This window comes from Mycolicibacter arupensis (assembly GCF_002086515.1).
Taxonomy (GTDB): Bacteria; Actinomycetota; Actinomycetes; order Mycobacteriales; family Mycobacteriaceae; genus Mycobacterium; species Mycobacterium arupense.
Map to the genome: position 1 here is coordinate 125,033 of NZ_MVHH01000002.1, position 13,554 is coordinate 138,586.

15 protein-coding genes and 2 tRNA genes are annotated in these 13,554 nt (G+C 68.1%); 7 read left to right on the forward strand and 10 right to left on the reverse strand.

What is annotated here, in order from left to right:
- Positions 1-41 precede the first annotated feature (41 nt).
- Positions 42-1,469, reverse strand: coding sequence for a trigger factor (gene tig, locus BST15_RS02045; RefSeq protein WP_046187629.1), 1,428 nt, complete (start codon positions 1,467-1,469; stop codon positions 42-44).
- Positions 1,470-1,526: 57 nt separating this feature from the next.
- Positions 1,527-1,603, reverse strand: a tRNA-Pro gene (locus tag BST15_RS02050).
- Positions 1,604-1,740: 137 nt separating this feature from the next.
- On the opposite strand from BST15_RS02050, the gene BST15_RS02055 reads away from it, so the two are divergent.
- Positions 1,741-1,814 (forward strand) — tRNA-Gly (locus BST15_RS02055).
- A gap of 208 nt (positions 1,815-2,022) precedes the next feature.
- Positions 2,023-3,246 (forward strand): serine hydrolase domain-containing protein, encoded by a 1,224-nt coding sequence (locus BST15_RS02060; RefSeq protein WP_046187630.1) that lies wholly within the window; start codon positions 2,023-2,025, stop codon positions 3,244-3,246.
- A 3-nt stretch (positions 3,247-3,249) separates the two neighbouring features.
- On the opposite strand, the gene BST15_RS02065 is transcribed toward BST15_RS02060, so the two are convergent.
- The 4 genes from BST15_RS02065 to BST15_RS02080 form a co-directional block, all read right to left on the reverse strand.
- Complete coding sequence (locus BST15_RS02065; protein ID WP_046187631.1) at positions 3,250-4,068, reverse strand: Fpg/Nei family DNA glycosylase; 819 nt, start codon at positions 4,066-4,068, stop codon at positions 3,250-3,252.
- Between the two features lie 22 nt (positions 4,069-4,090).
- Complete coding sequence (locus BST15_RS02070; protein WP_046187632.1) at positions 4,091-4,570, reverse strand: ribose-5-phosphate isomerase; 480 nt, start codon at positions 4,568-4,570, stop codon at positions 4,091-4,093.
- A gap of 42 nt (positions 4,571-4,612) precedes the next feature.
- Positions 4,613-5,224, reverse strand: a complete 612-nt coding sequence (locus BST15_RS02075) for a DsbA family oxidoreductase (RefSeq protein WP_046187633.1) — start codon at positions 5,222-5,224, stop codon at positions 4,613-4,615.
- A gap of 80 nt (positions 5,225-5,304) precedes the next feature.
- On the reverse strand, positions 5,305-5,685 hold the full coding sequence (locus tag BST15_RS02080; RefSeq protein WP_046187634.1) for a DUF1304 domain-containing protein: 381 nt from the start codon (positions 5,683-5,685) through the stop codon (positions 5,305-5,307).
- Positions 5,686-5,733: 48 nt separating this feature from the next.
- On the opposite strand from BST15_RS02080, the gene pepN reads away from it, so the two are divergent.
- Entirely contained in the window at positions 5,734-8,298 is a 2,565-nt protein-coding gene (gene pepN / locus BST15_RS02085) for an aminopeptidase N (protein ID WP_046187686.1), read from the forward strand.
- On the opposite strand, the gene BST15_RS02090 is transcribed toward pepN, so the two are convergent.
- Genes BST15_RS02090 through ctaJ form a run of 3 tightly spaced genes read right to left on the reverse strand, consistent with a single transcriptional unit; the run spans position 8,299 to position 9,814 of the window.
- Positions 8,299-9,090: a hypothetical protein gene (locus tag BST15_RS02090; RefSeq protein ID WP_234708167.1), complete on the reverse strand. Its 792-nt coding sequence runs from the start codon at positions 9,088-9,090 to the stop codon at positions 8,299-8,301.
- A 39-nt stretch (positions 9,091-9,129) separates the two neighbouring features.
- On the reverse strand, positions 9,130-9,597 hold the full coding sequence (locus BST15_RS02095) for a DUF5130 family protein (protein WP_046187635.1): 468 nt from the start codon (positions 9,595-9,597) through the stop codon (positions 9,130-9,132).
- Positions 9,584-9,814 carry an aa3-type cytochrome oxidase subunit CtaJ gene (gene ctaJ / locus BST15_RS02100; RefSeq protein WP_409366547.1) on the reverse strand — a complete coding sequence of 77 codons (231 nt, stop codon included), beginning with the start codon at positions 9,812-9,814 and terminating at the stop codon, positions 9,584-9,586. Before ctaJ ends, BST15_RS02095 begins: the two co-directional genes overlap by 14 nt.
- Before the next feature lie 285 nt (positions 9,815-10,099).
- Here ctaJ and BST15_RS02105 point away from each other — a divergent pair, with 285 nt between their 5' ends.
- The 4 genes from BST15_RS02105 (at position 10,100) to BST15_RS02120 (ending at position 12,835) form a co-directional block, all read left to right on the forward strand.
- A complete protein-coding gene (locus tag BST15_RS02105; protein WP_046187637.1) occupies positions 10,100-11,029 on the forward strand; it encodes an MOSC domain-containing protein in 930 nt (309 codons plus the stop codon).
- Positions 11,026-11,442 (forward strand): RidA family protein, encoded by a 417-nt coding sequence (locus BST15_RS02110; protein WP_052751331.1) that lies wholly within the window; start codon positions 11,026-11,028, stop codon positions 11,440-11,442. Before BST15_RS02105 ends, BST15_RS02110 begins: the two co-directional genes overlap by 4 nt.
- A gap of 2 nt (positions 11,443-11,444) precedes the next feature.
- Positions 11,445-12,365, forward strand: a complete 921-nt coding sequence (locus BST15_RS02115; protein ID WP_046187689.1) for a carbon-nitrogen hydrolase family protein — start codon at positions 11,445-11,447, stop codon at positions 12,363-12,365.
- 62 nt (positions 12,366-12,427) lie between these two features.
- The gene (locus tag BST15_RS02120) at positions 12,428-12,835 is read left to right on the forward strand and encodes a hypothetical protein (RefSeq protein ID WP_046187690.1); all 408 of its coding nucleotides are present in this window, start codon (positions 12,428-12,430) and stop codon (positions 12,833-12,835) included.
- Here the strand turns inward: BST15_RS02120 and BST15_RS02125 are convergent.
- Positions 12,832-13,485: an HNH endonuclease gene (locus BST15_RS02125; protein WP_052734775.1), complete on the reverse strand. Its 654-nt coding sequence runs from the start codon at positions 13,483-13,485 to the stop codon at positions 12,832-12,834. The two genes, BST15_RS02120 and BST15_RS02125, sit on opposite strands and share 4 nt — an antisense overlap.
- Between the last annotated feature and the right edge of the window lie 69 nt (positions 13,486-13,554).

The window sequence follows — 13,554 nt, forward strand, 5'->3', positions numbered from 1 at the left end:
CGGCTGAGGGCGGTCCGAACCGGCTTCGTTCGCTTACAGCGTCACTCGTCAGAAGATGCCTCGGCCTCAGCGGCCTCAGCGGCCTCAGCGGCTTCTTCTGCGGCGGCCAGGGCCTCGGCGGCCTCGTCTGCCTCATCGGTGTCGTCGGAGTCGGCACCGAAGAACTCAGCGGTGTCGATCTCCTTGCCCGTGGTGTCGGTGACCTCGGCAGCGCGCACCGCCGCGGCCAGCGACATGCCGCGGCGCACGTCGGCGAGGACCGCGGGCAGCTGCTTGTTCTCCTGCAGGAACTGAATCAGCTGCTGCGGCGGGACGCCGTACTGACGCGCCATCAGCACCAGGTGCTGGGTGAGGTCGTTCTGCCCCACCTTGATCTCCAGCTCGTCGGCGAGCGCGTCGAGCAGCAGCTGGGTCTTGACCGACTTCTCGGCCTCGCTGCGGGTTTCGGCGTCGAACTCGGCCCGCGACGATCCCTTCTCGGCCAGCGACTCGGCGAACTTGTTCTCGTCGTGGTCCAGGCCGTGCAGCGCGTTGTGCAGAGCGTTGTCGATGTGGGCCTGCACCACAGCCTCGGGCAGCGGCATCTCGACCAGCTCGACGAGCGTTTCCAGGGTCACCTCGCGGACCTTCTCGGCCTGCTGAATGCGCTTGGTGCGGCTCACCTGCTCGACGAGGTTCTCACGCAGCTCACCGATGGTGTCGTACTCGCTGGCCAGCTGGGCGAATTCGTCATCGGCCTCGGGCAGTTCACGCTCCTTGACCGACTGCACCACCACGGTGACCTCAGCGTCCTTGCCGGCCTGCGGGCCGGCCGCCAGCTTGGTGGTGAAGGTCTTGCTCTCGCCCGCCGACAGTCCGACGATCGCGTCATCCAGTCCTTCGATGAGCTGACCCGATCCGACCTCGTGCGAGAGGCCCTCGGTTGCCGCCCCCTCGACCGTCTCGCCGTCGATGGTGGCGTCCAGGTCGATCGAGACGAAGTCACCCTTCGCGGCCGGGCGGTCGACACCGGTCAAGGTGCCGAAGCGGGCGCGCAGCGAGTCGAGCTCGGCGTCGACCTCGGCATCGTCGACCTCGATGGGGTCCACGGTGATCTTGAGCTGCGCCAGGTCCGGCAGCGTGATCTCCGGCCGCACGTCGACCTCGGCGGTGAAGGCGATGTTCTCACCGTCTTCGAGCTTGGTGACCTCGATGTCGGGCTGACCGAGCGGCTTGAGGTCCGAGCTTGTCACCGCCTCGGTGTAGCGGCTCGGCAGCGCCTCATTGACCACCTGCTGCAACACGGCGGCACGACCGAAGCGGGCCTCGATGAGCTTGGCCGGAGCCTTGCCCGGCCGGAAGCCCGGCACCCGCACCTGCTTCGCCAACTCCTTGTAGGTCCGCTCGAAGTCCGGCTTAAGCTCGGTGAACGGCACCTCAACGTTGATGCGAACCCGGGTCGGGGTCAGCTGCTCGACGGTGCTCTTCACGGGTGTACTCCTCGATATCGTTGACGTGGTCGGTCGTGCCGGTGCGGCGCGCGCTGCTGGTCGGGGTGACAGGATTTGAACCTGCGGCCTTCCGCTCCCAAAGCGGATGCGCTACCAAGCTGCGCTACACCCCGCACTGACCAGGCGATCCTACGGCCCGGCAGATGTGCGATCACAAATGACCTACTGTCAACGCCCCACGAAGCCAAAGCGGCGGGGCAATTGGATTTCGAGTCCGCCACGCCGGTACAGTCTCGCTCTAGCTGTTCATGCGGGCGTAGCTCAATGGTAGAGCCCTAGTCTTCCAAACTAGCTACGCGGGTTCGATTCCCGTCGCCCGCTCCATCAGGACCTTCCTGGTGTCCGTCGACATGCTGTTCGGCGGACACCAGTGGAGTGTCCTAGCGTGATCAACGCCAGGTCAACCGGCGTATGCAAGCCGGGGCCTGCTGTACTCCCCCGGCACCGCGGACTTATCCTTCCAAGCAGCTACGCGGGTCCGATCGCCCCGTCGCCCCCGCGGAGGGGATTCTCCCGAGCAGGAAGGCACGCCATGGGCGGCACGCGGCACGTCCAGATCCATGGGACGTGCTCTCCACGCTTCGCGAAGGTGCGCGAGGAGTTCGAACGCAACTTCACCGAGCGCGAGGAACTCGGCGCGGCAGTCGCCGCCTATGTCGACGGCGAGCTCGTGGTCAACCTGTGGGCCGGCACCGCCGACGTCGAGGGTCAGCGCCCCTGGCAGGAGGACACGCTGAGCACCGTGCTGTCCGGCAGCAAGGGCCTGACCAGCACCTGCGTCCATCGACTGGCCGAGGCCGGGGAGCTGGATCTGCGGATTCCCGTGGCCCACTACTGGCCGGAGTTCGGCCAGGCCGGCAAGGGCGACATCTCCCTGGCGATGGTGCTGGCGCACCGCTCCGGGGCCATCGGGCCCCGCGAGCCGATGCACTGGCGCGACGTCACCGACTGGGACCTGGTCTGCGAACGCCTCGCCGCCGCCGAACCCTGGTGGCGTCCGGGCTCCGCGCAGGGCTATCACATGACGACCTACGGCTTCATCATCGGCGAGGTCGTCAAGCGGGTCACCGGCGGGACGGTGGGCGACTATCTGCGCAACGAGGTGGCCGGGCCGCTGGGCGCCGAAGTACACATCGGCGTGCCGGCAGACCAGCAGCCCTACCGCTGCGCCGATCCGGTCGGTAAGCCGACGATCCGGGAGATGCTGGCCTCTGCGGGCGCCCCGAAGCGCCCGACGTCCCTGGACGACCACTCCAAGGCCGGGCTGGCGGTGGCGATGGGTTTCGCCCCCGACGATGAGATCGCCACCAACGACCTGTCGCTCTGGCGGCAGCTGGAGTTCCCCGGCACCAACGCGCAGGTCTCCGCCCTGGGTATGGCCACGTTCTACAACGCACTGGTGCAGGAGAAGCTGCTGAGCAGGGCGGCCATGGACCGTCTGCGGGTGTTGCAGGGCGGTACCGAGACCGACCTGGTGCTGGGGCCCCGGGTCGCCGAGCACGGCTGGGGCATGGGTTACATGCTCAACGCCCAAGGCGTCAACGGGCCCAATCGGCGCATCTTCGGCCACGGCGGACTCGGCGGATCGTTCGCCTTCGCCGATCTGGAGCAGCGCATCGGTTACGGCTATGTGATGAACCGGTTCGACCACACCCAGGCCAATGCCGACCCGCGCAGTGTGGTGTTGTCCAACGAGATCTACCGGGCGCTCGGTGTGACGCTGCGGCCGCGCCGCGAGACGTTCTACGACGACTGATCCCTAGGGCGTCGACTCGCCGCCCTGGCAGGCCGGACACCAGAACACGTTGCGGCCTTCCAGTTCCGCGGTGCGCACGGCGGTCCCGCACACCCGGCATGGCTCCCCCGCCCGCCGGTAGACGTAGGTGCGGGGTTTGCCGGCCGCATACGCCGGCGCCCCGTGATCATCCTCGGGGCGGACCACCACGATGCTGCCGCGCCGCAGTCCGATCTTCATCAGCGACACCAGATCCGCCCAGATCGCCGCGAACTGCGCTTCGCCGATCGCGGTGCCGGGGCGGTACGGGTCGATGCGGTGCCGGAACAGCACCTCGCTGCGGTAGACGTTGCCCACCCCGGCCAGCACCGACTGGTCCATGAGCAGCGCGGCAATGCTTTTCCGGGACTTGGCGATGCGTCTGTACGCCGGCGCCGGGTCGGCGTCGGCTCGCAGCGGGTCGGGGCCCAGCCGCGCGATCACCTCGGCGACCTGTGCCTCATCGACCACCTCGCACGCGGCCGGCCCTCGCAGATCGGTGCCGTACTGCGCACCCACCATGCGCATCCGGACCTGGCCGACCGGTTCGGGCAGGCCATCGTCGGGCCGCGCAAACTCGGTGAAGTGGCCGTAGATCCCCAGGTGCACGTGCACGATGGGTCCGCCGGCATAGCGGTGGAACAGATGCTTGCCCCACGCCTCAGCCCGCAGCAGTGGACGCCCATCGACCACCGCGGCATCGGACTCGAAGCGCCCCTGCGGGCTGGACACCGCTACCGGCGCGCCCGCGTAGCGACGCTGATGCAGCCGGGCCAGCCGGTGCAGGATGTGCCCCTCCGGCATATCGGGCCGGCCTGAAGGCGCGTCAGGCCGGCGCGCCGGGCACCGCGGGTGCCTCGTGGTTGCGTTCGTAGGCCGCCAGGATGTCGATGCGCCGCTGGTGACGCTCGGCCTGCGACCACGGGGTGCTCAGAAACGCATCGACGATCGCGAGCGCCTCCTCGGTGGAGTGCATCCGGCCACCGATCCCGATCAGCTGGGCGTTGTTGTGTTCCCTGGCCAGCTGTGCGGTCTCGGTGCTCCAGGCCAGCGCGCAGCGCGCGCCGGGCACCTTGTTGGCGGCGATCTGCTCACCGTTGCCGGATCCGCCGATCACGATTCCGAGGCTGTCCGGGTCGGCCACCGTGCGGGCCGCCGCCGCGATGCAGAACGCGGGGTAGTCGTCCTCGGCGTCGTAGCTGAAGGCGCCACAGTCGATCGGCTCATGGCCGGCCTTCTTCAGGTGCTCGACGATCAGTTCTTTGAGTTCGTAGCCGGCGTGGTCGCAGCCGAGGTAGACGCGCATGGCGTCATTGTCTCAGACCCGGTGCACGTCCCCCGCCGGCCGTCAGCCGAACTGCGGCGCCTCATTCCGGGAACGCTTGAGCTCGAAGAAGTGCGGGTAGGACGCGAAGGTCACCGACGCGTCCCACAACGCCCCGGCCTGCTCTCCGCGCGGAATGCGCGACAACACCGGCCCGAAGAACGCCACCCCGTTGACGTGGATGGTCGGGGTCCCGACGTCTGTGCCGACGGCGTCCATCCCGGCGTGATGGCTGGCCCGCAGCGCCTCGTCGTGGGCGTCGGAGGTGGCGGCCTCGGCCATTTCGGCAGGCAGGCCCACCTCGGCCAGCGCGCCGGCAATCACATCGGGGAAGTCTTTGTTGTCCTGGTTGTGGATCCGGGTTCCCATCGCGGTGTAGAGCGGGCGCAGGATCTCGTTTCCGCGCAGCTGCTCTGCCGCGATCGCCACCCGCACCGGCCCCCACGCACTCTTCATACGCTCGCGGTACTGCTCGGGCAGGTCGTCGCGGCCCTCATTGAGCACGGCCAGGCTCATCACGTGGAAGGTGACGTCGATGTCGCGGACCTTCTCGACCTCAAGAATCCAGCGCGAGGTGATCCAGCACCACGGGCACAGCGGATCAAACCAGAATTCGGCGTGCGACTTCACGGGCATGGGCGATCCTCTCGGCCAAGGGCGGACACGTCTGAAGCGATCAACGCAGCGCCGAGCACATCTATGCCCGGTAGCGGGATCTACAGGCTCAGCGCCAGCAACACGACCGCGACCACGGGGAAGGCGCCCTGGGTGAGGGCGGCGCGGGCCTTGTCCGGTGAAGACAGCAGCAGCACCAGAGCCGCCGCCAGCATCGACCCCACTCCGGCGAAGATCAACGCGAGCCCAACGGTGTTGTGGTCCAAGGCAACCGCAGCGATGCCGACGACGGTGACAATGGCCAGGAACAGGTTGTAGAAGCCCTGGTTAAAAGCCAGCTCCTTAGTGGTTTCGGCTTCCTCTGCGGTGGTGCCGAACACCGCCCGGGTTCGCGGTGAAGTCCAGCTCAGCGACTCCATCATGAAGATATAGACGTGCAGGACAGCGGCCAACGCGGCGAAGATCAAACCAGCGACATCCATGGCCTCATTAAACCCGTCCGCAACGTCTGGCGGCTACTGTTGGCGGACGTGGCACTTCCTAACCTCACCCGCGACCAAGCCGCCGAACGGGCCGCGCTGGTCACCGTTGTCAACTATCGGATCGCACTGGACCTGACCGACGGTGCTGGAAAGCCGAGCGAGCGCACCTTCCGCTCCACCACCACCGTCACCTTCGACGCCCTGGCCGGCAGCGACACCGTCATCGACATCGCCGCCGAGACCATTCACGCCGCCACACTCAACGGCCACCCCCTGGATGTCTCGGCCTATGACGAGTCCACCGGTGTTGCGCTGACCGGCCTTGCGGAGCACAACGTGGTCGAGATCGATGCGCAGTGCTATTACTCCAACACCGGCGAGGGCCTGCACCGGTTCGTCGACCCCGTCGACGACGAGGTGTACCTGTACTCGCAGTTCGAAACCGCGGACGCCAAGCGGATGTTCGCCTGCTTCGACCAGCCCGACCTCAAAGCCACCTTCGACATCAGCGTCACCGCGCCCGCGCACTGGCAGGTGGTCTCCAACGGAGCCACGGCCTCAGCCCAAGACGGCGTGCATACCTTCGCCACCACGCCGAAGATGAGCACCTATCTGGTGGCCCTGATCGCCGGACCCTATGCGCGTTGGGACGACGTCTATCGCGACGAGCACGGCGAGATTCCGCTGGGCCTGTTCTGCCGGGCATCGCTGGCCCAGCACATGGACGCTGAGCGGCTCTTCATCGAGACCAAGCAGGGATTCGGCTTCTACCACAACAACTTCGGCGTGCCTTACGCCTTCGGCAAGTACGACCAGCTGTTCGTGCCGGAGTTCAACGCCGGCGCCATGGAGAACGCCGGAGCGGTGACGTTCCTGGAGGACTACGTCTTTCGCAGCAAGGTGACCCGGGCTTCCTACGAGCGTCGCGCCGAGACCGTGCTGCACGAGATGGCACACATGTGGTTCGGCGACCTGGTCACGATGCGCTGGTGGGACGACCTGTGGCTCAATGAGTCGTTCGCGACGTTCGCCTCGGTGCTGTGCCAAAGCGAGGCAACCGAATACACCAGCGCCTGGACCACGTTCGCGAACGCCGAGAAGTCGTGGGCCTACCGCCAGGACCAGCTGCCCTCGACCCATCCGATCGCCGCCGACATTCCCGACCTGGCCGCCGTGGAGGTCAACTTCGACGGAATCACCTATGCCAAGGGCGCATCCGTGCTCAAGCAGTTGGTGGCCTACGTCGGCCTAGACCACTTCCTGGCCGGCCTGCGCGACTACTTCGCCGCCCACGCGTTCGACAACGCCACCTTCGATGACTTGCTGGCGGCCCTGGAGAAGGCTTCTGGCCGTGACCTGTCCGACTGGGGCAGGCAGTGGCTGAAGACCACCGGCTTGAACACGCTGCGGGCCGACTTCGATGTGGACGGCGACGGCCGGTTCACCCGGTTCGCGGTGGCTCAGAGCGGCGCCGCCCCGGGCGCCGGCGAGACGCGGGTGCACCGATTGGCCATCGGCGTTTACGACGACGATCCCGCCGGCTCGGGCCGACTGGTGCGGGTGCACCGCGAGGAAGTGGACATCGACGGCGCCAGCACCCCGGTGCCCGGCCTGGTGGGGATTCCCCGCGGACAGCTGATTCTGGTCAATGACGACGACCTGACCTACTGCGCGCTTCGGCTGGACCCGCAATCGCTGGACACCGCCATACAACGCATCGCCGACATCGCCGAGTCACTGCCCCGCACTCTGGTGTGGTCGGCGGCCTGGGAGATGACTCGCGAGGCGGAGCTGCGCGCCCGGGACTTCGTCGCGCTGGTGATGCGAGGGATCGGCGCCGAGACCGAGGTCGGCGTGGCTTCGCGGCTGCTACTGCAGGCCCAGACCGCACTGGGGGCCTACGCCGACCCGGGCTGGGCAGCCGAACAGGGTTGGCCGGCTTTCGCCGACCGGCTGCTGGAGCTGGCCCGCAGCGCCGACCCCGGCTCGGATCACCAACTGGCCTATGTCAATGCGTTGTGCACCTCGGTGCTCGCCGAGCGGCACACCGCGGTGCTGGCCGACCTGCTCGACGCCGACCCGGCCGGTCAGGGGCTGGCGGGGCTGGCCGTCGACACCGACCTGCGGTGGCGGATCGTGGTGGCGCTGGCCCGCGGCGGCGCGCTGGAGTCCGACGCCATCGACGCCGAGATCCAGCGTGATCCCACCGCGGCCGGCAAGCGTCAGGGCGCCCAAGCTGCGGCGGCGCGGCCGCAACCGGCCGTCAAGGAATCGGCCTGGCAGCAGGTCATCGAGGACGACACCCTGGCCAACATCACCGGTCGAGCGATCATCGCCGGGATCGTGCAGCCCGGCCAGGGCGAGCTGCTGGCCCCGTTCACCGCGCGTTACTTCGAGTCGATCACCGGCGTGTGGGAGCGGCGCTCCAGCGAGGTGGCACAGACCGTAGTGGTGGGCCTGTACCCCGGATGGGATGTCAGTCAGGCCGGTCTGGACGCCGCCGACACCTTCCTCGCCGATCCCTCCTTGCCGCCCGCGCTGCGGCGGTTGGTCACCGAGGGCCGGGCCGGGGTGGCCAGGTCGCTGCGGGCACGCGCCTACGATACCGCCTGATCAGCGGTATCCCCCGTCGCGCAGGCCGGCTTCCTCTTCGAACCTGTTGGTGCCGCCCAGGACTCGTGATCGGGCCTCTTCGGCGAGGTAGCGCCCCGGCATCCGCATCGGCCCCAGGGCAGCCCACTGCTGGGCGTGGATCTCCTCGTGGTGCAGCAGGCTGTCCAGGTCCGGTCCGCCGTGGCCGAGGCGGCCGGATTCGATGATCTCGCGCAGGCCGCGGGCCGGTTCGGCGATGCCTCGGGTGTTCACCAGGAACAGATCGCCCCACATGGTGCCGCCGCGATGGCTGAACGATCCGTGCACGCGGTTGCCGCCCAGCACCATCAACAACCCGTTCGGGGTCGTGGCCACCGCACCCCCGGTGTTTCTGATCGCCGGGACCGCCGCGTAGCTCCAGCGATTCGCGCGCTGACGTGCCCTGATGCGCAGAACCTCAGCTCCTGTGTAGGGCGTCTCGGGAAAGTCGGTTCGGGTGCCGGACCGTCCGTAGCCGGTGCCCGCATTGAGGATGTAGGTCAGCAGCACCGCCTGGCGCGCTACATCGGCCCCAACTGTCCGTGGCATGACGAAATAGCTCTTGCCGCCAGGATCGGTGATCTGCTCCATGACATCCAACTGCCGGAAGCTGTCACGCGTGATGCATTGCGCGCGAACGATATCTGCTACCGCGCGCGGACCGGCACCACACCGGTCGATGTTGGCCAGCCAGGACTTATGTGCCGGCGACGCCGACGCCCCGAGGTCTGCGGAAGCGGCTGTACGGTCCGCCTGCCGATCCGGGCCGCTCATAGTCGCGAGCACCTGATCGTCCGGCGGTACAACCAGCGGTTAGGCCGGGGTGACGCCGACGCTGATGATCTGCACCGCACTGACCAGGCCATCGATCAGTTTGCCTTCGCGGAAGGCCGCCGCAGCGGCGGCGACGCCCTGGGGCGCGGCTGCCGGTGCGATGCGGTTCGCCACGCCGGCTCCGTAGGCCACCTCGATGGCCTTCTGATCCGGCGACACCGCGATGAGCACCGCGTCGTTGGGGGTGGGCACCTTCGCCAGAATCTCGCGGGCCCGGGCGGCGGTGTCCGCACCCAGGTCGCCGATGTAGGTGGCAAAACGCGCCCCAGTCGCCCGCGAGGCGTAAGTCAGTGCGTCATCGAGGGCTGCCAGTTCCTTGACCGGGAACGGGTAGTGCAACGAGACCTCACCGGGCTCGGTTACCCCGGAGACCCGACCGCTGTTGGTGATCACCGAGCCGTACGGCAGATCGGCCGGATCGATCGTCACGACGTCACCAGTTGCCACTGGCTCCACCCCCCACGCTGAACTCGGAATTGCCGTGGCCATGGCCATGTCCGCCGCCGATGGCTTCGCCGGTCGCCGCCCAGAGGATCGGCGGGTGTGTCCACCGATCGGACATCTGGTACGTGGCGGCACGCGGGCCCTTTTGCGTCAGGGTCCGGGCGGCCAGCAGCGCGAACATTGCCACCGGGATGCCGATGAAGATGCCGAGGGTTTCCAACAGGCTCACGCCGTAGACGGTATCCCACGGCCGTTCACGCGGTGCGAGAACCCGGCCCCATACTCCCCTCGGGCGGCCGCTTGCGCGCCGTGAACGGCCGTCGTTAGGGTGACGCCATACCTTCGCACTGGCAGTCAGCGTGAGGAAGGGCTGCCTTGGCAGCCATACGGGGCCCACGGGTCTCGTATCAGCACCAACCGCCCGTCGCCGTCGCGCGACGTCGCCCCGTCTCCTCCGGCAGCTGGGCGCGTCGAGCTGCGGCCGGGTCCTGCCAGTGGGAGTTCGATGATCGACGTCTCAGCAAACGATGGCGTGGTCGGCCGCATCCAGACCATCTTCCGGTTCCCGATCAAATCCGTGGGCGGACACACGCTCAACGAGACCTACATCGACACGCACGGCGCGGTGGGCGATCACCGCTACGCGTTCATCGATATCGAGACCGGGCACCTGTGTAACGCGAAGAATCCGCGCAAGTTCGGAGCCATGCTGGCTTGCCGCGCCCGCTACCTCGACGAGCCGCAGCCGGGCCAGGAACTGCCGACGCTCGAAGTCGTCTTCCCCGATGGCAGCGCGCATCGCAACCTCGGCAATGATCTCGACGCCGCGATGTCGGCATACCTCGGACGACCCGTACGCCTGGCCGACACCGTGCCTGCCGACGCGGCCACCGAATTGGTCTGGGAGGCCACCACCGGGCTGCCCAAGGCTGGTGTCTACAGCCACACGACCACGAATGCCGATGGCGACGAGGTCTTGACCTACGGCCCACTCCAGGCCCACCGGTTCTTCGACCTGACACCGCTGCACTTCATCACCACCGCGACGATCGCCCACCTCCGCGGGCTGGAGCCCGGGGCGAATTTCAACCCTCGCCGCTACCGGCCGACCATGGTCATCGACACACCTGCTGCCGGCCTCGTTGAAGACTCCTGGCTTGGCGGACGGCTCCGCATCGGCAGCGACTGCAAGGCCAGCGTCGACATGTGGACGCCGCGATGCGTGATGTCCACGCTGGCGCACGGCAAGGACGTGCCCCTGGACCGGGCAACCCTGCGCACGATCGCCAAACACAACAGCAAGGCCATCCCCGATCTGGGCCGGTTGGCGTGTGCCGGGGTCTACGCCAACGTCCTTGCGACCGGCCTGGTCCGGGTCGGCGACTCCGTCCGGTACGAACCCGAACCCAACCCAGCAGAGGAGAACACCGCATGATCGAGCGCCTCAACCCCGATGTCGGCAACCTGCCCTCGTCGCTGTTGGACAGCCTGGGAATCTCCCAGCTCGTGATCGCCCAGGGGATGGTCCATTGGTCCGGAATCATTGCCGCAGAATCTGATGACCAAGGCTTCCGCGTGCCCAGCACTGACATGGCCGGCCAGCTGACCTTGATCCTGGACAAGCTCGACGCCATGCTGGCCAGCGTGGGTTCGGACCGGACGCGCATCGTCGCCATGACCATCTACAGCACCGCCATCGACGATCTGTCCATGGCGCTGGCCGAGATCTACGCTCCGTGGGTCGGTGAGCATCGGCCGGCGCTGACGTCGATCGGCGTCACGCGGCTCGGCCTGCCCCAGGCATTGCTCGAAGTTCAGGGTTGCGCCCTGGTCCCGGAGCAGCCATGACGGTGGTTCTTGCCGCAGCCATCCAGTTGGGGGCCACCCTCGGCGACGTTCGCGCCAACCTGGCCGCGTGCGAACGCCTCGCCGACGAGGCGGGCCGAGCCGGCGCACGCCTGATCGCGCTGCCGGAGTTCTTCAGCACCGGAATCGGCTTCGAGCCGGCACTGGCCACCGCCGCGCTGCCACCGGACGGCGTGGCCACCACGCTGTTGACCACTCTGGCGCGCCGGCACCAGGCAGTGGTCGGCGGTTCATTCCTGTGCCGCGATCTGGACGGCCACGTGCGCAACGCCTATCTGCTGGCCGACCCCGGCGGCGTGGTGGGTCGGCACGACAAGGATCTTCCGACGATGTGGGAGAACGCGCTCTACACCGGCGGACACGACGACGGTGTGATCGCAGCGGGCGATCACACCGTCGGCGCGGCGGTCTGCTGGGAACTGATGCGCACCCAGACCGTGCGACGCCTGCGCGGCCGGGTGGATGTGGCGATGACCGGATCAGGCTGGTGGTCGATCCCCCGGTGGCGGCCGCATCGCCTCTTCGATCGACTGGAACGCCGCAACGCCGCCACCGCCAGGGGCGCGGCGGCATCGTTCGCCCGCTATATCGGCGCGCCGGTGGTGCATGCCGCCCACGCCGGCACCTTGGACTGCGCGATGCCCTGGCTACCCATGCGGTACCGCGGGCACTTCGAAGGGTCCGCTCTGATCGCGGCCGCCGACGGCACCGTGATCGCAGAACGGCATTCCTCGGCCGGCGAGGGGGTGGTGCTGGGCGAGATCACTCTGCAGCGCGGATCCGCCCTGCCCGCACCGCGCGGCTTCTGGCTGCACCCCCGCGGAGCCCTGCCCGCCGCGGTGTGGCACTACCAGCGCTGGCACGGACGGCGCTGGTATCGGCGTAATACCCTGCAGAACACCTAGAAGGAGGCATCGTCGTGGAGTGGACCGGGAGTGTGCTGGGCACCGACACGTTGGCAACCCTTATGGCGGCGGGCCTGATATTTCTGCTCGCACTGGGGCTGGGGGTGTGGAAATACCGCCAGATGGCCACCCGCCCGGAGCGGTGCGCGCACCCCTACGTCGACATCGCCCACCGCGCTGCCCTGCTGTATTCCTTCGCCACCCTGCTGGCCGCGGTCTTCGTCGAGCTGAGCGCCTGGCCGACCTGGGTGAACATGACCGCCGCGGCGGTGCTGGTGTTCTACTTCGTGGCCGCCATCGCCAGCTACATCGTGCACGGCGCCCGGCAGGACACCACCAACCAGTTCGAGCATCCCGGTGCGTCTCTGCACGTCGCGATGGTGCTGCTGATCGCCGGCGAGATGGGCGGCTTCGGGGTCCTGCTGGCCGGCTTCGTCGCCGGCTGGCTGGAGCGGGGGCAGCCGCTTTAGGCGGCTCCCTCCCCCAGATAGCGCATCCACACCGGATCGAGGTCGTTGATCACCGCCAGCAGCCGCCAGTGTTGCCCCTTGGGCGAGGTGGGCACCAACCGCAGGGTCCAGCCGATCTCGGTGAGCAGTCGGTCGGCCTTGCGATGGTTGCAGGTCGAGCAGGCCGCCACACAGTTCTCCCAGGTGTGGTCGCCGCCACGGCTGCGCGGGACCACGTGGTCGACGGTGTCGGCCTTGCCGCCGCAGTAGGCGCAGCTGTGCTGGTCACGGTGCATGAGCGCGGCGCGGGTCAACGGGATCCGCGCCCGGTAGGGCACCCGAACATAGGTCCGCAGCCGGATCACCGAGGGCACCGGAACCGACCGGGTCGCCGAGTGGATCACCGGGCCGGCCGGATCGTCGTGCACCATGTCGGCCTTGCCGCAGATCAGCATGACCACGGCTCGCCGCAGCGGAAGTGCGGTCAACGGCTCGAAGGTGGAGTTCAGCAGCAGAACCCGCCGATGGGTCCAGAGGGACGCGGCGGCATTACCGGTTCCGGAGCCGGTCGCCGATCCAGCGGCGGCGACCGAGTGCAGGCATGGAGCGCTGGCAAGCCCGCTCAGGCTCGCCGGTGGGGCACCGGGGGTGCGGTGGCCCCGACGTTTCATATCCGGTCTTGAAGCCGGTTGAGTTGTCGCACCATTGACCTCCGCCGAACAGTTCACCATGATTCGGCG